The organism is Amycolatopsis sp. Poz14 (assembly GCF_006704225.1).
Taxonomy (GTDB): Bacteria; Actinomycetota; Actinomycetes; order Mycobacteriales; family Pseudonocardiaceae; genus Amycolatopsis; species Amycolatopsis nivea.
The window spans coordinates 5,418,360-5,435,288 of the sequence record NZ_JACLHD010000001.1; the positions used below are offsets into that span (position 1 = coordinate 5,418,360).

At 71.4% G+C, this 16,929-nt stretch carries 20 protein-coding genes; 10 read left to right on the forward strand and 10 right to left on the reverse strand.

Annotated features, from left to right (window positions below):
• Window positions 1-6: 6 nt before the first annotated feature.
• Window positions 7-1,539 carry a hypothetical protein gene (locus FKO37_RS25690; protein WP_238606049.1) on the reverse strand — a complete coding sequence of 511 codons (1,533 nt, stop codon included), beginning with the start codon at window positions 1,537-1,539 and terminating at the stop codon, window positions 7-9.
• Window positions 1,540-1,666: 127 nt separating this feature from the next.
• Here FKO37_RS25690 and FKO37_RS25695 point away from each other — a divergent pair, with 127 nt between their 5' ends.
• Window positions 1,667-2,137: a nuclear transport factor 2 family protein gene (locus FKO37_RS25695; RefSeq protein ID WP_051728499.1), complete on the forward strand. Its 471-nt coding sequence runs from the start codon at window positions 1,667-1,669 to the stop codon at window positions 2,135-2,137.
• Here the strand turns inward: FKO37_RS25695 and FKO37_RS25700 are convergent.
• The 7 genes from FKO37_RS25700 to FKO37_RS25730 form a co-directional block, all read right to left on the reverse strand.
• Complete coding sequence (locus FKO37_RS25700) at window positions 2,070-2,513, reverse strand: hypothetical protein (RefSeq protein ID WP_238606050.1); 444 nt, start codon at window positions 2,511-2,513, stop codon at window positions 2,070-2,072. The two genes, FKO37_RS25695 and FKO37_RS25700, sit on opposite strands and share 68 nt — an antisense overlap.
• Window positions 2,514-2,580: 67 nt before the next feature.
• Window positions 2,581-2,769, reverse strand: a complete 189-nt coding sequence (locus FKO37_RS25705; protein ID WP_238606051.1) for a hypothetical protein — start codon at window positions 2,767-2,769, stop codon at window positions 2,581-2,583.
• 2 nt (window positions 2,770-2,771) lie between these two features.
• A complete protein-coding gene (locus FKO37_RS25710) occupies window positions 2,772-3,362 on the reverse strand; it encodes a hypothetical protein (RefSeq protein ID WP_238606052.1) in 591 nt (196 codons plus the stop codon).
• A gap of 1 nt (window position 3,363) precedes the next feature.
• The gene (locus FKO37_RS25715; protein WP_238606053.1) at window positions 3,364-4,038 is read right to left on the reverse strand and encodes a hypothetical protein; all 675 of its coding nucleotides are present in this window, start codon (window positions 4,036-4,038) and stop codon (window positions 3,364-3,366) included.
• 45 nt (window positions 4,039-4,083) lie between these two features.
• Entirely contained in the window at window positions 4,084-4,497 is a 414-nt protein-coding gene (locus tag FKO37_RS25720) for a TIGR03668 family PPOX class F420-dependent oxidoreductase (protein WP_238606054.1), read from the reverse strand.
• 2 nt (window positions 4,498-4,499) lie between these two features.
• Entirely contained in the window at window positions 4,500-5,399 is a 900-nt protein-coding gene (locus FKO37_RS25725; protein WP_134661478.1) for an LD-carboxypeptidase, read from the reverse strand.
• Entirely contained in the window at window positions 5,396-7,327 is a 1,932-nt protein-coding gene (locus FKO37_RS25730) for a prolyl oligopeptidase family serine peptidase (protein ID WP_238606055.1), read from the reverse strand. The genes FKO37_RS25725 and FKO37_RS25730 overlap by 4 nt, the downstream gene beginning before the upstream one ends.
• Window positions 7,328-7,457: 130 nt before the next feature.
• Here FKO37_RS25730 and FKO37_RS25735 point away from each other — a divergent pair, with 130 nt between their 5' ends.
• From FKO37_RS25735 to FKO37_RS25745, 3 genes are read left to right on the forward strand one after another with little or no spacing between them, the layout of a single operon-like run.
• Window positions 7,458-8,033, forward strand: coding sequence for a DUF3090 domain-containing protein (locus FKO37_RS25735; protein ID WP_037805986.1), 576 nt, complete (start codon window positions 7,458-7,460; stop codon window positions 8,031-8,033).
• An 8-nt stretch (window positions 8,034-8,041) separates the two neighbouring features.
• Window positions 8,042-8,851, forward strand: coding sequence for an SCO1664 family protein (locus FKO37_RS25740; protein WP_037805987.1), 810 nt, complete (start codon window positions 8,042-8,044; stop codon window positions 8,849-8,851).
• Window positions 8,852-8,862: 11 nt separating this feature from the next.
• On the forward strand, window positions 8,863-9,741 hold the full coding sequence (locus FKO37_RS25745; protein ID WP_238606056.1) for a phosphotransferase: 879 nt from the start codon (window positions 8,863-8,865) through the stop codon (window positions 9,739-9,741).
• Window positions 9,742-9,910: 169 nt separating this feature from the next.
• Here FKO37_RS25745 and FKO37_RS25750 read toward each other — a convergent pair whose 3' ends face one another.
• Window positions 9,911-10,903, reverse strand: a complete 993-nt coding sequence (locus FKO37_RS25750) for an aldo/keto reductase (protein WP_238606057.1) — start codon at window positions 10,901-10,903, stop codon at window positions 9,911-9,913.
• A 161-nt stretch (window positions 10,904-11,064) separates the two neighbouring features.
• On the opposite strand from FKO37_RS25750, the gene FKO37_RS25755 reads away from it, so the two are divergent.
• The 5 genes from FKO37_RS25755 (at window position 11,065) to FKO37_RS25775 (ending at window position 14,826) form a co-directional block, all read left to right on the forward strand.
• Window positions 11,065-11,871: a DUF3097 domain-containing protein gene (locus tag FKO37_RS25755; protein WP_134732237.1), complete on the forward strand. Its 807-nt coding sequence runs from the start codon at window positions 11,065-11,067 to the stop codon at window positions 11,869-11,871.
• A gap of 92 nt (window positions 11,872-11,963) precedes the next feature.
• Window positions 11,964-12,398: an NfeD family protein gene (locus FKO37_RS25760; RefSeq protein ID WP_037805993.1), complete on the forward strand. Its 435-nt coding sequence runs from the start codon at window positions 11,964-11,966 to the stop codon at window positions 12,396-12,398.
• Between the two features lie 44 nt (window positions 12,399-12,442).
• Window positions 12,443-13,849: an SPFH domain-containing protein gene (locus tag FKO37_RS25765; protein ID WP_374204400.1), complete on the forward strand. Its 1,407-nt coding sequence runs from the start codon at window positions 12,443-12,445 to the stop codon at window positions 13,847-13,849.
• Between the two features lie 171 nt (window positions 13,850-14,020).
• Window positions 14,021-14,257 carry a VOC family protein gene (locus FKO37_RS25770; protein WP_238606058.1) on the forward strand — a complete coding sequence of 79 codons (237 nt, stop codon included), beginning with the start codon at window positions 14,021-14,023 and terminating at the stop codon, window positions 14,255-14,257.
• Window positions 14,254-14,826: a dihydrofolate reductase family protein gene (locus FKO37_RS25775; protein WP_238606059.1), complete on the forward strand. Its 573-nt coding sequence runs from the start codon at window positions 14,254-14,256 to the stop codon at window positions 14,824-14,826. Before FKO37_RS25770 ends, FKO37_RS25775 begins: the two co-directional genes overlap by 4 nt.
• 22 nt (window positions 14,827-14,848) lie before the next feature.
• On the opposite strand, the gene FKO37_RS25780 is transcribed toward FKO37_RS25775, so the two are convergent.
• Complete coding sequence (locus FKO37_RS25780) at window positions 14,849-16,192, reverse strand: MFS transporter (RefSeq protein WP_037806000.1); 1,344 nt, start codon at window positions 16,190-16,192, stop codon at window positions 14,849-14,851.
• Window positions 16,193-16,358: 166 nt separating this feature from the next.
• On the opposite strand from FKO37_RS25780, the gene FKO37_RS25785 reads away from it, so the two are divergent.
• Entirely contained in the window at window positions 16,359-16,928 is a 570-nt protein-coding gene (locus FKO37_RS25785) for a TetR/AcrR family transcriptional regulator (protein WP_238606060.1), read from the forward strand.
• Window position 16,929: the final 1 nt, after the last annotated feature.

Below are 16,929 nucleotides of genomic sequence, written 5' to 3' on the forward strand. Positions count from 1 at the left end.
GCGGCGTCAGAACATCTTGCTCAGCACGTCGTGCCAGGCGGTGACGGTCTGCGCGAGCTGCGCCCCGCTCTTGGCGGCCTCGGTCACCGCGCTCAACGCCAGCTTCGCCCGGCCGCGCTTCTGCTTCTCGCCGGGTTCGGCGGCCGCCTCGGCGATGTCCTTGACGTGGTAGAGGAGTTCCTCGCGCTCGTCCTCCGGCAGATCCGGATCCTCGCGCACCGCGGCCGAAAGCGCCTCGATCGCCTCGGCGAGCCGGTCGTCCCGTCCGGCGACCGGAGCCAGCACGGTCGTGATGTCCCGGACCGTGCTGTTGAGAATGAAGTTGCTGTGCGTCACGTCGCCGCCGATTTCGATGCGGTGGCCGGACTGCGGCGCGGAATCCCGTTTGTAGTCGGCCATGTTGCCGAGCACCTCCGTCAGATAGGCGAGAGCGATGGTGACGTAAGCCAGATAGACGCGCGCGAAGCCGCCGTGGTTGAGCTGGCCGGTGTTCCACTGCGAGACCCACTGGAACCCCTCGGTGCCCCTGGCCAGCCGGCGGCGGATCTCCTCGGTCACGAACCCGTCCAGCACCCCGCCGTCCAGCTGCCAGCCGGAGCGGAACTTCGCGGGCCACGACCCGGTGAGCGCCCGCTCCCGCAGCTTGGCGGTGTCCGCGAGGAACTCCCGGAGGTCCTGCTCCATCGCCTCGCCCGACACGTGGTCCTTGAACCGGGCTTCCTTGGGCCGGTGCATGAGCGGAAGCAGCTTGGGCCGGGGGAGCGCGGCCAGCCCGTCCGCGACCGCGACGAGCGCGGCGTGCAGGTCGCCGAGAAGGGATTCCCATTCGCCGGGCGGCAGGACCGCGATCCCGGCACCGTCGTCGGCCCGCCCGTAGCGGGTCTGCAGGCTGTCCCGGAACCGCTGGGCCAGCGAGCCGGTGAGTGTCGCCAGCAGACGCTCGGCTCCGGAATGGATGTCCGACACCAGATTCCGCCGGGCGGCCGCCCATACGAGCACGTCCTTGACCTGCGCGACCACCTCGCGGGTCGGACGGGTGCCGATGCGCTCCGGCCCCCACCAGACGTTGTAGCGGCCCCAGTCTTCCTCTTCCTGGAAGTACCGCCCCGGTTCGCACAGCCGCTCGACCGGCGGGCGCAGCGCCTTCGCGCGGGCGCGGGCTTCCTCGGCGATGCGGACCGGGATCGCCGCGAGCACGTCGCGGATCGCCCGCCGGGCACTGTCGGCGTCGGACACGGCTTCGCGCACCGTGCCGTCCAGCGACAGCTTCAGCGGACCCGGAGGCCGGGCGTCGGGCAGCTTGGCCGCCCGGGTCGCCCGCTGCCATTCGGTCGCCCGCGAGTACCGCTCGCTGCGAGTCTTGTCCTTCGCGGACTTGGCGTTCGCCGCGACGGTCGTCTTGTTCTTCTCGTACGCCTTCGATGCCAGCCACAGCCCGCCGCCGATCAACGCGATCCAGACGACGACGTTGAACCCGCCGGTCACCGCGTGGTCGACGTCGCTGTTGACCGCCGCGGCGATCAGCACCACGACGATCACGACCGCGATCGCACACCCCAAAACGCCCCCCGCCCGGCCCGCACCGGGAGTGCGACCGCCGTCACAGCATGATGCCACGACCGGCCGGCGCGGGACGATGACAGCGGAACCCCGAGGGGAGAAGCCGGTGCAGGAACACGAACTCGACGCCTTGCTCGCCACGTCCCGCATCATCCGCACGTTCAACAGCTACTACCGCGCGGTCGACGAGCGGCAGTTCGACGCCCCGCGCTTCCAGCGCATCTTCGCGCCCGACGGCAAGATCGTGCGCCCGGGCGGCGCCGAAATCGCCGGACCGGCCGACATCGCGGACAGCCACGCCCGCAGCTTCGCCCGCTTCGAGGCGAGCCAGCACCTGCTCACCGGCCACGACGTCGACCTCGACGGCGCCACCGCCGAGGTGCGGGCGAACCTCGTCGCGATCCACCTGTGGAAAGACCGCCCGGTCACCGTGCGGATGGAAGACCGCGCGTTCACCGCGGGCGGCGTCGTCACCGCGGACCTGCGAGAAACCGGGAAAGGCTGGCGCATCACCGAAGTCCGCACCAGGATCCTGTGGCGGACCGGCTATTTCGGCGACCTCGCGCAGACCCGCTGACGGCGTCCGCGAACTGGCCGCAGAACCCGAGCTGCGGATCAGCGGCGCCGGGCACCGAGAACCGGGCCTTCACCGTGAGCTCGGCGTCGGGCAGGCCTTTGCCGTGCGAGGAGAACCGGGTCACGACCGCGAGATCGTGGTCCCGGGACACCGTTTTCCCGCAGCCGAGCGCCTTGTCCAGCGCGGAGACGACCTGCTCGCCGGTATAGCCCGCGTACTCGGCGAGGCGCTGCCGGATCCACAGAGTGTCCATTGTGGAGTACGCCTGCGCGCCGTCCCGCACGGCAGCGTCCCAAGGCTGATCGGCGCCGCGGAACTCGACGGCGCCGCCCGCGACCAGCAGGACAAGACCGGTCACCGCAAGCGCAAAACGCATGATCCTCCCCGTTTCGGGAGAAAGATCGCCAGCTCCCGGCTCCGCGTGACGACCCAGCGAGCACCGGTCAGCGCTTGAGCGTCCGGTACCGGTTGACCAGCGCGGTGACGGTCGCGTGGTCCGCATGGCGGTTGAGCGCGGCCACCAGATCGTCCGGGCACCGCTGGAACGCCTCGCCCCACCAGCGGCGGGCCCGGTTGTCCCAGACCTGGTACCCGCCGGGCACGCCCCGCGCCACGTAGCGCCGTTTCGCCATCGTCAGTCCCGGTCGAACGCCGCGGCGAACATCGGGGCCAGTTGCTTCAGCTTGGCCTGCAGCACTGGCGCTTCGACGCTGCTGCTGCCGGTCCGGACGGCGAGCAGCCGGTCTCCGCGGCCGAGCACCAGCACGCAACTGGTCAGCCTCGGCTCCCGGAACCGGCGGCAGAACGCCAGGTGCCGGTCGGCGAGACCGGAAACGGAGAACCGCGTGGCCTCATCGGGGTACTTGCTGCAGCTCAGCGACTCCTCGAGGACAGTGACCATCTGCTCGCCGGAATATCCCTCGTACTGCGCCGCCAGCTGCCAGACATCCAGCTCCCCGGCGCTGGCAGTCGCCTGCACGTTGCTGCGCAAGGCGGACTCCCACGGCTGCTTGCCCTCGCACGCCGCCACGACGTGCAGCGGCGTGATCCACTTGACGGCAAAGGAAGACGGAGCCTGCTTCTGCGTGGCCCCCGCCTCGCTCAACTGCTTCTCGTCCGGCAGGTATCGGGTGAGCTCGTCCGCGGAAGACGACGCGGGGGGAGGGGTGCTCGCGCAGCCTCCGGCGAGCAGGACGAGCCCCAGCAGCGTGATGAGTCTTCGCACGTCAATCCTGGTCGAACGCGGCGGTGAAGGTCGGAGCCAGCCGCTTCAGTTCGGCTTGCTGTTCCTCGGCGCTCGCGAGCCAGCCAGCGGCGGTGAGCGCGAGCACGCGGTTGCCGTGCGCGAACACCAGGACGCACCCGGCCACCCGCGCGTTCAACTGACCGCAGAAACCGAAGTGCGGGTCCGCGACCCCAGCGACCGAAAACCGCGACTTCACCGCCAGCCGCCGTCCTTCGACCACCGCGCTCCCGCAGTCCAGCGCGGTACGGAGACCGGAAACGACCTGCTCGCCGGAGAAACCCCGGTACTCCGCGAGCAGTTCGTCGATCTGCATCTGGTCGGTCACGGACACCGCCTGCACCCCGTTCTGCGCGGCGGAATCCCACGGCTGGTCCGCGCCGCACGCCCGCACGATGCGCAGCGAAGTGCCGGGGGAGACGCGCGTCCGGTGCTGCTGGATGCGGACCCGGGCCGCGGACAATTGCTCGTCGCTCGGCAGATACTTCGTGAGGTCTTTCGCGACCGGAGCAGCCGAAGCCGAAGCGGACGCCGGCGCAGAACTGGTCGCCGAACTGGACGACGGGCCCGTAATCGGTGCCGGAGCCATTGCCGGGGTTTCCGCGGCACAGCCAGCGACCAGCAGGACAAGACCGGTCACCGCGACAGAAATACGCATGATCCTCCCCATTCGGGAGAAAGATCGCCGGACTCCGGTCCAGCGTTACGACCCCGCCCAGCCCCGCCAGGTCCGCACCTCGGTCACCACCACCGCATGCTCCGGCGGCCGTTCCGCGTACTGCGGATACTTCGCGGCCAGCCATTCGACATACGAGTCCCGCGAAGCATCCGCGACCACCCGCGCCACCCCGTCCGCGCGCGCCCACCACAAGCGCGACCAGTCCTCGTCGTACTCGTCGACCAGGAACGACACCGCCGGGTTCTCCGCGATATTCGCCAGCCGCCGCAACGACGTCGTGGTCTTCGGCTTGTGGTCGACCGCGAACACCACCGTGTCCTCGTGCACCGCGAACGTCACCGGCACCAGATGCGGGACCCCGCGACCGTCCACTGTGGCCAGCCGGGCCACCCGCGCCGCGGCGAACCGGGCCCGGGTTTCCACAGTGGACAGTCGCATGCTCAGTCCAGCGCGGGGGAGTCGAGGGTCAGCGTGCCCAGTTCGGTGTCGAGCGAGGCCGAAACGCCGAGCGGCACCGTCGGCGACCCCGCCACGTGCCCGAAGCCGAACCCGCTCAGCACCGGGACCCCGAGCGGCGACAACCGTTCCGCCAGCAGTTCGCGGACCTCCGCCGGGTCGCCGCACGCGGCCCACGAGCCCAGCACGATCCCGCGCACGCCGTCGAACCAGCCCGAGCGCAGCAGCTGCGTCACCATCCGGTCGATCCGGTACGGGCTCTCGGTCACGTCCTCCAGCAGCACGATCCCGCCGCGCGCGGACCCCTGCTCGGCCGTGCCGATCCCGGACGCGAGCAGCGACAGGTTCCCGCCCACCAGCACGCCCAGCGCACGACCCGGCACGACGACGTCCGGCTCCCGCGCCCGCAGCACCCGCGCGTGGTCCGGCTCGAACAACGTCCGCCGCAAGTGTTCCGCCGCGGGCTCGTCGAACAGCACGCTCGCGGGCATCGGCGAAAGCAGCGACGCGAGGCCCAGATGCGTGTGCACGGCCCGGTGCAGCGCGGTCACGTCGCTCGACCCGGCCAGCACCTTCGGACCGGCGGCCCGCAGCGCCGCCCAGTCCACCAGATCGATCATCCGCTGCGTCCCGTACCCGCCGCGCGCCGCCAGCACGCACCGGACCTCCGGGTCCAGCCACGCCTCGGCGAACTCCGCCGCCCGAGCCTGGTCCGGCGCGGACAGATACGACCCGCCCGAAGCCCGCACCCCGGCCCCGACCCGCACCTTCACGCCCCAGCTGCCCAGCACCGGCAACGCGGCGTCCAGCAGATCCTGCGGCACCGGCCCGGACGGCGCGACGAGCGCGACCGTGTCCCCAGCGGAAAGTCTCGCGGGCCTCATCGGGACAGCTCCAGCCGCGGCACGTCCGGCGTCTCGAAGCCGAACACCTGGCCGTAGAAGGAAAGTTCGGCCTCCAGCGCGGCGACGATCGTCTCCGCCTTCCGGAACCCGTGCTGCTCGCCCTCGAACCGCAGGTACGCGTGCGGGATCCCGCTGCCGTCGATCTCGGAGACGAACCGGTCCGCCTGCTCCGGCGGGCAGATCTGGTCCTCCAGGCCCTGCAGGAACAGCACCGGCCCGGCCAGCGCGCCCACGTGCGTCATCGGCGAGCGCTCCCGGTACCGGTCGGCGGCCTCCGGATACGGGCCGACCATGCTCACCAGGTACTGCGATTCGAAGTCGTGCGTTTCCCCGCCCTCGCCGGTCCATCCGGTGAAGTCGAGGATCGGGAACTTCACCGTCGCCGCCGCGTAGGTGCGGGTCATCGTGATCGACGCGGCCGAGGTGAACCCGCCCGCGCTGCCGCCCCGGATGCCCAGCCGGGCCCGGTCGGCGATCCCTTCCGCGACCAGCGCTTCGGCGACTGCCGCGCAGTCGCGCACGTCCACCACGCCCCACTGCTCCCGCAGCCGCTCGCGGAACGCCCGCCCGTATCCGGTGGAGCCGCCGTAGTTCACCGCGACCACGCCGATGCCGCGGCTGGTGAAGTACGCGAAGTCCAGGTCCAGCGATTCGTCGCTGTGCCCGGTCGGCCCGCCGTGCACATGCACCACGTACGGCGGCAGTTCGCCTTCCGGCGCGGCGAAGTCCGGGTTCGTCGGCGGGAACACGTACGCCGGGATCTCCGCGCCGTCCGGTCCGGTGAACACGCGCTCCTGCGGCACCGGCAGGTACTCCGCGGGCGGCAGCGACGCGGGCTGCGGCGTGAGGGCCCGCCACTTCCCGGTGTCCGGGTCCAGCACCACGACCGCGCTCTCGTGCCGGGGCCCGCCCGCGATCCCGGCGATCCCGTCCGGCGTCGCGGCCAGCCCGCTCGACGACCACACGGTCAGCTCGGTGTCGACGCGCGTCACCGAACCGTCGCTCTCGTCCAGAATCGCGAGCTTGCCGGAATCGAGGACCGCGTGCTTCCCGCCGCCCAGCGGGGCGAACCAGCTGGTGCCGAGCTTCCACATCGGCCCGCCCAGTTCGCGTTCCGCGGGCGCCAGGTTCGCCACCGAACCGTCGAGCCCGACCCGGTGCAGGTTCCACCAGCCGTCCGGGTCGGCGAGCACGAGCAGCTGGTCCGCGGACTCCCACGCCACCTGGCACACCGCGACCTCCGGCCCGCCCGCCAGCACGCGCGCGTCCCCGAACGACCCGTCCGCGGCCACCGGCGCGACGAACAGCTCGGTCCCGTCCCACGGCATCGCCGGGTGGTCCCACGCGAGCCACGCGGCGTGCCCGCCGTCCGGCGACAGCTGCGGCGCGGTGAAGAACCGGTGCCCCTCCGCGAGCACCCGTTCGGCGGAGCCGTTCAGCGGGATCGCGACCAGCTCGCGGGAGATGTCCGTGCGCCGCGGCCCGGTGCTGCGCTCGCGGACCGCCCACACCTCGCCCTCGCGGCCGGGCCGGAGGTCGCCGTACCGGACACCCTGCGGCGCGGCCGGTTCCGGCGTCAGCGGGGCGACGTCGCCGTCCTTGAGCGCGTACACCCGCTGATCGGCCCAGTGCGTGAACACCACGACGCCGCCGACCGCGAGCCACGGCCGCCCGCCGTACTCGTGCACCCGGTTCCGGACGTTCCACGGGGCGGGCAGCACGTCCTCGGCGCCGCCGCCGGGAAGCGCGCGCACGAGCGCGACCCGGCCGCCTTCGGCGGGCCGCGCCTCCGCCCACCAGAGCGCGCCGTCGACCGCGGCGAGCCATTGCGCGCCGCCGCCTGCGGCCGCGGCGCCGGCCGCTGTGACGGGAGAGGTCCAGGTTCCATGAGGAGAGATGCGAGGCACCCGGAAAGCCTAACGAGGATCCGCTGCGTGTCCGGATCCGCACGCACCGCGCAGGAAACGCGCGCGAAGGTCCCTCAACCCGGGGCGGCGGATGCCGATCATGCGTCCGTGGCCTAGGGTCGAAGACGCTATGTCACGCGTAATCCACGTCTTCCGCAAGCCCGACCGGTTCGTGGCCGGCACGGTCGGCGAGCCCGGCGACCGCACCTTCTACCTCCAGGCGACGGAGGACGTGCGGACGATCAGCGTCACGATCGAAAAACAGCAGGTCGTCGTCCTCGCGGAGCGGCTCGGGTCGCTCCTGGAGGAAGTCGCCAGCCGGTTCGGCGCCGACGTGCCCAGCCACGCCCCCGACGACGAGGTCGACACCGACCCGCTCACGGTGCCCGTCGAGGAGGAGTTCCGGGTCGGCACGATGGGGCTCGGCTGGGACGCCGACTCCGGCGCGGTCGTCGTGGAGCTGCTCGCGATCACCGAGGGCGAGATCGACGAGACCGTCGTGCTCGACGACACCGAGGAAGGCCCGGACGCGGTCCGCGTGTTCCTCACCCCGGTCGCCGCCCGCGCCTTCGCCGAACGCGCCGACCGCGTCGTGAACGCCGGCCGCAAGCCGTGCCCGCTGTGCGGCGAACCGCTCGACCCGGCCGGGCACATCTGCCCGCGGCAGAACGGGTACCGGCGCGACGTCGACGTGACCGAGGACTGAGGGCGGCCGTGGCGAGCACCGCGCCAGGACCTGCCGACCCCGCCGCCCGCGATTTCGTCTCCCGCGGGCGCATCGACGTCGAGGGCAGGCTCGTCGACGCCTCCAACGTGACGTTGTTCTGCGCGATCGAACTCGACGGCGTCACCGGCCGCGTCGTGTACAAGCCGGTGTCGGGGGAGCGGCCGCTCTGGGACTTCCCGGACGGCACGCTGGCCGGCCGCGAGGTCGCGACCGCGATGATCTCCGACGCCTGCGGCCTCGGCGCGATCCCGCCGACCGTGCTGCGCGACGGCCCGTTCGGGCCCGGCATGGTCCAGCTGTGGGTCGAGACCGACGAGGACGCCGAAGTGGTCGACGTCTGCGCGCCCGACGAGGTCCCCGAAGGCTGGCGCACCGTGCTGCACGCGCACGACCGGCTCGGCGAACCGGCGGTGCTCGTCCACGCCGACCACCCGGACCTGCGCGAACTCGCGGTCCTCGACATCGTCGTCAACAACACCGACCGCAAGGGCGGGCACCTGCTGGCCGGCACCGACGGCCACGTCTACGGCGTGGACCACGGCATCTGCCTGCACACCGACCCGAAGCTGCGCACCGTGCTGTGGGGCTGGATCGGCGAGGACCTGCCCGAGGACGCCGTCGAGAAACTGCGGAAACTCCGCGCGGACCTCGACGGCCGCCTCGGCGCGGAACTCGGCGAACACCTGACCGCCTTCGAGATCCGGGCGCTCTCGCAGCGCACCGACTACCTGCTCGCCGAGGCGGTGTTCCCCGAGCCCGGCGACGACTGGCGCGCGATCCCCTGGCCGCTGTTCTGATGGCGGAATCCATGGACACCGCCCTGATGGACGCCGACGCCCGCGCCCGCCTCGTGACCCGGTTCGGCCCCGTCGCCGAAGCCTGGTGCGACGCGCTGCCCACGCTCGTCGAGCGGCTCTGCCGCCAGTGGGGCCTCACCGTCTCCGAGGCCCGGCCCGGCAACACCGGCCGCACCCTGCTCTGCCGCGACGGCGAGGGCGCGCTGAAGGTGCTCAAACTCTGCCCGGACCGCGCGATCGCGACCGCCGAGGCGACCGCGCTGGGCTCCTGGGCCGGGCTGTCGCGGGTCGTGCAGATCCTCGACGCAGACCTCGACCACGGCGCCGTCCTGCTCGAAGGACTCGAACCCGGCGACACGTTCACCGGACGCGGCGCCGACGTCCCGTGGGACCAGATCGGAGAACTGCTCGCCGACGTGCACGGCGTCCCCGCCGCCGGGCCGTTCCCGACCCAGCTCGAACGCGTCCGCTTCATGTTCGGCCTCGCCGAACAACGCCTCGCCGGGTCCCCGGCCGAAGCGCACCTGCCGCTGGAAGCGCTGCGCACCGGCCTCGCCCGGTCCGAGAGACTGGCGGCCAGCGGCCCGATCGCCCTCGTGCACGGCGACCTGCACCCCGGCAACGTCCTGGACGCCGGACCGGAACGCGGAGCGGTCGCGATCGACCCGCGCCCGTGCGTCGGCGATCCCGCCTTCGACGCCGTCGACTGGGCAGTCCTGCCGATGGCCCACGGCGGTGCCGTCGAGGACGGGATCGCCGAGCTCCCGCACCTCGACGGCGACCGGGTCCGCGCCTGGTGCGTCGCGCTCGCCCCGCTGGTCGCGATGGGCCCGCTCCGCCGCGGCGGACCGACGCCGTTCACGGACGCGGTGCTGCGGATGGCTCGCTGACTGACCCGGCCCCGGACCAACGCCAGGAACCCGCACAGCCGGCGAGGCTAGGTGCCCGCGAGATGCGCCAGGCAAGGGGAACGTCCGTGAGGGCCACCCTGAGGGAATCAGATTCCCTCAGGGTGGCCCTCACGGACCTCACCGGCAGCCTCCCCTCAAGTCGAGACCGCTAGCTCCGGGCGACCTCGGCGGTGTGCGCGGGGGTGTAGCGCTCGCCCCGCACCTGGTCGCTCAGCGGCTCCAGCGCGGCCAGCGCCTCGGCGTCCAGAACGATCTCCAGCGCGGCCGCGTTCTGCTCCAGCCGGGCCGGGCTGCGGGTGCCCGGAATCGCCGCCACCGCCACCCCGAGCCGCTCGGCCTGGGCATACACCCAGGCCAGCGCCACCTGAGCCGGCGTGGCACCCAGCCGGCCGGCCACCTCGCGCACCGTCTGCGCGATCTTCTCGTTGGCGTCGCCCGCCTCGCCGGCGAACCGGGGATTGGTGCGCCGGAAGTCCTTCTCGCCCAACGCGGAGCGGTCCAGGGCGCCGGTCAGGAACCCTCGCCCCAGCGGCGAGTACGGCACCAGCCCGACTCCCAGCTCGGCCATCACCGGGGTGACCGCCTCGACGTCGCGCGTCCACAGCGAGTACTCGCTCTGCACCGCGGCGATCGGATGCACCGCGTGCGCCCGGCGCAGCAGCTCGCCGTCGATCTCGGACAGGCCCAGATGCCGGACCTTGCCCGCCTGGACCAGCTCGGCCATCGCCCCGACGGTCTCCTCGATCTCCACGTCCTGGGGCGGGCGGTGCGCGTAGTACAGGTCGATCACGTCGACGCCCAGCCGCAGCAACGACGCGTCGCACGAGCGCAGCACGAAGTCCCGGGCGCCGCGGATGCGCCGCGCGCGGTCGCCGGCGCTGCGGTCGATGCCGAACTTCGTGGCCAGCTGCACCTGGTCGCGGCGGCCATGGACGGCGCGGCCCACCAGCACCTCGTTGTGCCCGGCGCCGTAGGCGTCGGCGGTGTCCAGGAACGTGACGCCCAGCTCCAGGGCCCGGTCGATGGTCGCGAGGCCGCCGTCCCAGTCGGAGGCGCCGTAGCTCTCGCTCATCCCCATGCACCCCAGTCCCATCGCGCTGACGCGAAGACCGGACGAGCCGAGCGTGGTTCGGGTGATCATGCGGTTGCTCCTCCTGCCCGGCGGACCCGGGCGGCACCTCGACGGCTGACCTCACCGACGCTAGGAGCTGGAGCGCGCTCCACGTCAAGCCGGCGCATCGGCCGCCCGTCCCCGGCGTGGCGGCGGGACGCCCCGGCGCTGCGCCGATAACGTGCCCGACCGTGCGCTATCACGACGTGCTGTCCGGCCCCCGCAAGCGGAAAGTGCCGGAGGTCCCGGCCGAACCAGGGCTCGTGGTCGAAGACCCGGCCAGCGGGTACTGCGGCGCGGTGGTGAAGATCGAATACGGCAACGTCGTCCTCGAGGACGCCAAGGGCCGCCACCGGGTGTTCCCGCTCGCGCCCGCCGCGTTCCTGCTCGAAGGCAAACCGGTCACGCTCGTGCCGGTCAAGAAGACCGCCGCCCCCGCGCGGCAGGTGTCCGCGTCCGGTTCGGTCCGCGTGCAGGGGCTGCAGGCCCGGGTCGCGCGCGACTCCCGGATCTGGGTCGAGGGCAAGCACGACGCCGAACTGGTCGAACGCGTCTGGGGACACGACCTGCGCGTCGAAGGCGTCGTCGTGGAACCGCTCGACGGCGTCGACGTGCTCGCCGACCGGATCGCCGAATTCGGCACCGGACCCGGCCGCAGGCTCGGCGTGCTGGTCGACCACCTCGTCGCGGGCAGCAAGGAATCCCGGCTGGTCGGGCAGATCCGCGACGAGCAGGTGCTGGTCACCGGCCACCCGTACATCGACGTCTGGCAGGCGGTGAAACCCGCGTCGGTCGGCATCCGCGCCTGGCCGGAGATCCCGCGCGGCGTCGAATGGAAGACCGGCATCTGCGACGCGCTCGGCTGGGGCGAACCGTACGAGGGATGGCAGCGCGTGCTCGCCGGGGTGCGCAGCTTCCGCGATCTCGAAACGCCGCTGATCGGCGCGGTGGAACGGCTCATCGACTTCGTGACCGAACCGGGTGGCGACGCTCCGTAGTGTCCGGTATGTCGGAAAAATCCAAGGTCACGCGTCGGTCACGTCGAGTAGTTTGCCCGGTGCGAAACGACGCGATCTGAGAGCATGAGGGCATGGCAGCGGCTCTGATCTGGCTGATCATCGGCATCGTCCTGATGATCGCGGAGGTGATCTCCGGGGACTTCGTGCTGATCATGCTCGGCGTCGGCGCGCTGCTCGGAGCCGGCTCGGAGGCGCTGACCGGCAACATCTACATCGACGTCGCCGTCTTCGCGGTCAGCTCGGTCGGGCTGCTCGCGCTCGCCCGCCCGGCGCTCAAACGCCGCTTCCTGGCCGGGTCGGCCATCCCCACCGGCATCGACGCGCTGGTCGGAGCCCGGGCCGTCGTGGTGTCCACTGTGGACTACGATGCCGGCCAGGTGAAAATCGGCGGCGAGGTGTGGTCGGCGCGCGCCGTGCACGAATCGCAGCCGCCGATCGCTCCGGGCACCAGCGTCACGGTCGTCGAGATCTCCGGCGCCACGGCCGTGGTGGACATCGTCTCGTGAGGTTCCGTCCGAGGAAAAACGGTACTAGGTAAGGGGAAACGCTCTTGTCGACAATAGCGATCGTCGTGGTCGCACTGCTGGCTCTGTTCGTCATCATCACGGTGGTCAAGGCGATCATGGTGGTGCCACAGGCCCAGTCGGCGGTGATCGAGCGGCTCGGCCGGTTCCGCACGGTCGCTTCGCCCGGCCTGACCTTCCTCGTCCCGTTCCTGGACAAGGTGCGCGCGCGGATCGACCTGCGCGAGCAGGTCGTGTCGTTCCCGCCGCAGCCGGTGATCACCGAGGACAACCTGACGGTGAACATCGACACCGTCGTGTACTTCCAGGTCACCGACTCGCGCGCGGCCGTCTACGAGATCTCGAACTACATCATCGGCGTCGAGCAGCTCACCACCACCACGCTCCGCAACGTGGTCGGCGGCATGAGCCTGGAAGAGACGCTGACCTCCCGCGACTCGATCAACACGCAGCTGCGCGGCGTGCTCGACGAGGCCACCGGCCGCTGGGGCATCCGCGTCGCCCGCGTCGAGCTGAAGGCGATCGAGCCGCCCGCCTCCATCCAGGACTCGATGGAGAAGCAGATGCGCGCCGACCGGGAGAAGCGCGCGATGATCCTCACCGCCGAAGGCCAGCGGGAATCGTCGATCAAGACGGCCGAAGGCCAGAAGCAGAGCCAGATCCTCGCCGCGGAAGGCCAGAAGCAGGCCGCGATCCTCGCCGCCGAGGCGGAACGGCAGTCGCGGATCCTGCGCGCGCAGGGTGAACGAGCCGCCCGCTACCTCCAGGCACAGGGCCAGGCGAAGGCGATCGAGAAGGTGTTCGCCGCGATCAAGGCCGGCCGCCCGACGCCGGAAGTCCTTGCCTACCAGTACCTGCAGACCCTGCCGCAGATGGCACAGGGCGACGCGAACAAGGTCTGGATGATCCCGAGCGACTACGGCAAGGCCCTCGAAGGCTTCGCCCGCGCACTCGGCGCCCCGGGCGACGACGGCGTGTTCCGGTACGAACCGCCCAAGGACGACACGCCCGCCAAGCCGGACCTCGACGACGACGAGGTCGCCGGTTGGTTCGACACCAGCAGCGACCCGAAGGTCGCCGAGGCGGTCGCCGCCGCGGAAGCGGTGGCGCGCAAGGAAGTCGACGGACCGCTGGGCGCGTCGACGGAGCGCCGGGCGATCGGCGGGGCTCCGGCGAAGCGGGAGGTGCCCGAGCCGGTGCAGGAGGAAGAGCCGCCCGCACCGCCGGAGCGTCCGCAGCCGAGTGCGCCGTCGCCTGCTCAGCAGCAGCAGTCGTTGCCGCAGCCTCCGGCAGGGCCGCCGCCGGGCGGGCCGTACCAGGGCCCGCCGCCGCAGCAGTTCGGCGGACCGCAGGGCCCCGGACCGGGCAGCGGACCGTTCCCGCAGCAAGGCCCGTTCGGCGGACCGCAGGGCGGACCGCCGCCGCAGCGCTGATCACGTCACGCACAGGGGCTGCCACTCCGACTTTCGGGGTGGCAGCCCCTTTTTCTGTGTGCCTGCCGCCGAAAAAGAATCTCGCCCCTGGGTTGTCGAATCCGGCACCGCGCGTTCGACGCACTGGTGAAAGCGGCTCACCGCAAGGCCAGGCGCGACGGAGGCACCGGAATGCGGACATTGCACCTCGGACTGCGGGTGACCGACCTCGATCGGTCGCTGGCGTTCTACCCGGCCATCGGTTACGAGACGGGCACCGGCGTGAGCCACCTGGTCGTGCAGGTCGAGTCGATGGCCGACACGCTCGCCGCGCTGGCCGCCCGCCGGATCGAACTCGTCCAATGGCCCCCTGGCCACGCCGACGGCATGACCGCCGTCGACTTCCTCGAAAAGGAGATCGGGAAATGAGCAGAACCCCAGTGCGGCTGTACATGTCCGTGTCCGTCGACGGGTACATCGCCGGTCCGGACGACCGGCCCGGCCAGGAGCTCGGCCGCGACGGATTCCGGCTGTTCGACTGGCTCGACGACCGGGCGGAGGAGGGGATCAACGGGCAGGTGTACGCCGAGGCCTCCGCGACCGGCGCGGTGATCTCCGGACGCCGCACGTTCGAGCTGGCCAACCGGTGGCACGGCGACCACCACGACGGCGTCCCGATCCACGTGCTCACCCACCACGTCGACCCGGGCGACGTGCCGCCGGGCAGCGCGAAGTTCTACACCGACGTCAACGCGTGCGCCGACGAAGCCCGCGCCAAAGCGGGGGAGCGGGCCGTGCTGGTCCACGGCGCGGGCGCGGCGCAGGCACTGTTGGCCGCGGACCAGCTCGACGAGATCGAACTGCACCTGATTCCGGTGCTGCTGGGTGCGGGACGGCGGCTGTTCGAACCGACCGGGCTCGGCCGCGTCGAACTCGAGCCCGTGCGGCGGCTCGAAGGCCGCGGCGTCACCCACCTCCGTTACCGCGTAGTCCGGTGACGTCCGGACTACGCGGCTCTGGTCAGCGCGCGTACACGCCGACATCGTCGATGTCGGCCTTTGAGCGATCAGGCAGCGCGATCACGCACGCCACGGTCACCACGACGGACGCGACGATGTAGATCGAGATCGAGTACGGCGTGCCGGTGGTGTGCAGCAACCAGGCCGCCAGCAACGGCGCGGGACCGCCCGCGAACACCGACGCCAGCTGGTATCCCAGCCCCGCCCCGCCATAGCGCAGATGAGTCGGGAAACTCTCGCCGATCAGCGCCGCCTGCGGGCCGTACTGCATCGAATGCGCCACCAGGGACACGATGATGGCGAGGAAGATCATCCCGTGCCCGCTGTGGGTCAGGACCGTGAAGTACGGGAACGCGATCACTCCGGTCAGCACCGCGCCGGTCAGGTACACCTGTTTGCGCCCGATCCGGTCGGAGAACTGGGAAAACAGCGGGATCAGCACCAATTCCGCCGCGGCCCCGACCAGGACCGCGTTGAGCACGAACGTTTTGCTGAATTCCGGTCGCTGCACGACATAGACGAGGACGTAGCTGGTGAACAAGTAGAACGGCATCTGCTCGCTGAAGCGCAACCCGGCCGACAGCAGGATTTCCCGCCAGTGGTGCCGGACCACGTCCTTCACCGGAGCTTTCGACGTGCGCTTGGCCGCGACCGCCGCGGCGAACATCGGCGTTTCCAGAATCCGCAGCCGGATGACCAGTCCGATCGCCACCAGCACCAGGCTCAGCAGGAACGGGATCCGCCAGCCCCACGAGGAAAAGGCTTCCGGCGAAAGGGTCGCCGACAGCAGGGTCATCCCGCCGGTGCCCAGCACGAGCCCGACCGGGACGCCGACTTGCGCGAAACTCGCCAGCAGGCCGCGTCGTCGCTGGTCGCCCCATTCCATGGCCAGCAGCACCGAACCGCTCCACTCGCCGCCGATCGCGATGCCCTGCACCAGGCGCAGCAGGACGAGGATCAACGGGGCGGCGATGCCGATGGTCGCCGCGCCGGGAAGCAGGCCGACCACAGCCGAGGAAAGGCCCATCAGCAGGAGCGTCACGATGAGCGTCGCCTTGCGGCCGAGCCGGTCGCCCCAATGGCCGAAGATCGCCGCGCCGACCGGGCGGGCCGCGAAACCGACCGCGTAGGTCGCGAACGACTGCATCACCCCGGCGTAGGCCGACGACGCGGGGAAGAACAGATGGGGAAAGACCAACGCCGCGGCGGTGTTGTAGAGGAAGAAGTCGTACCACTCGATGGTGGTTCCGATCGACCCGGCCAGGGCCGCCCGGCGTACCTGCACCCGCCGGTCGCCGGTCGACGCTTGGACTGACTGGGTGACCTCGTTGTCGCCTAGAGTCATGGTCGTGCACCTCTCGTGACGGTCGTCACACTACAGTGTGAACGACCGGCAGAGGTTTGACGATTCCTGACGCCTGCTCCGGACGGGTTGTTTCCGCCGCTGCGGCACGCCGGACGGACCAGTATCGGGCGCCGCGCGGCCAGCACGCGCGACTACCATCACAGCCGTGACGGAGGACAAACCGCTGCGCGCCGACGCGCGGCGAAACCGCGCGAAGGTGCTCGAAGCCGCCGAGACGGTCTTCGCGGCCAAGGGCACCGGTGCGCCGACCGAGGAGGTCGCGCGCGAGGCCGGCGTCGGCATCGGCACGGTGTTCCGGCACTTCCCCACAAAAGAAGCGCTCCTGGAAGCCGTGCTCTACGCGCGGCTGCACCGCTTCGTCGACGAGGCCGACGCGGTCGTCGCGCAGAACGCCGAGGACGCCGGGGCCGCGTTCTTCACCTTCCTCACCAGCTGGATCGAGATGTCCAGCGCCAAAAACGCCTACTTCGAAGCACTCACCGCGGCCGGCGTGTGCGTCCCGAGCACGGGTTCGGTGATCGGGGAGCGGCTGCGCGAATCCCTCGGCGTGCTCCTGCGCCGCGCCCAGGACAGCGGCGCGGTGCGGCGCGACGTCACCACCACCGAACTGATCCCGGTGATCATCGGCACCGCGAAGGCCGCCGAGCACGTCGGGTCCGACCGCGCGCTGCGAGACCGCACGATCGCGATCCTCTTCGACGGCCTCCGCACCTGAG